The 365-nt window shown below is 41.9% G+C and carries 1 pseudogene; it reads right to left on the reverse strand.

Annotated elements, in window-relative coordinates:
- A pseudogene (locus H5187_RS25295) lies at window positions 1-365 on the reverse strand (alpha-amylase family glycosyl hydrolase); the annotation flags it as partial.

The following is a 365-nucleotide window of genomic DNA, read 5'->3' on the forward strand; positions in this document are numbered from 1 at the left end:
TTGTACCATTTTACATCGTTGCTGGCGGCTTGCTGCTTTAACCGTTGTTTGCTGCCTGCAAAATTTGAGTACTGCTGCCTGAAACGTTGAATTGATTCAAGCCATTGCGCTTCTTCTATATTCAACGTCAGGAGCACTTTTGGTATGCTTTTGTTGATATGCCCTTTTTTCTTTGGATCTATCTGGCGGCCACTCCAGTCGACTAATTCAATGTAATCCAGTAAGGCAAAGGGGATCGTGCCTTTAATATGATTACCACCAAATTGCTTTAGCTGTGCTGGTTGACTTTCATATTGAACAGTATCTTTTTGTTTGAGGGGTTTATTTGCTTTGACCGTGTCTGTGGTAAAGGCTTTGAAATGCGC

It is taken from the genome of Pseudoalteromonas sp. SG44-1 (assembly GCF_014164315.1).
Taxonomy (GTDB): Bacteria; Pseudomonadota; Gammaproteobacteria; order Enterobacterales; family Alteromonadaceae; genus Pseudoalteromonas; species Pseudoalteromonas rhizosphaerae.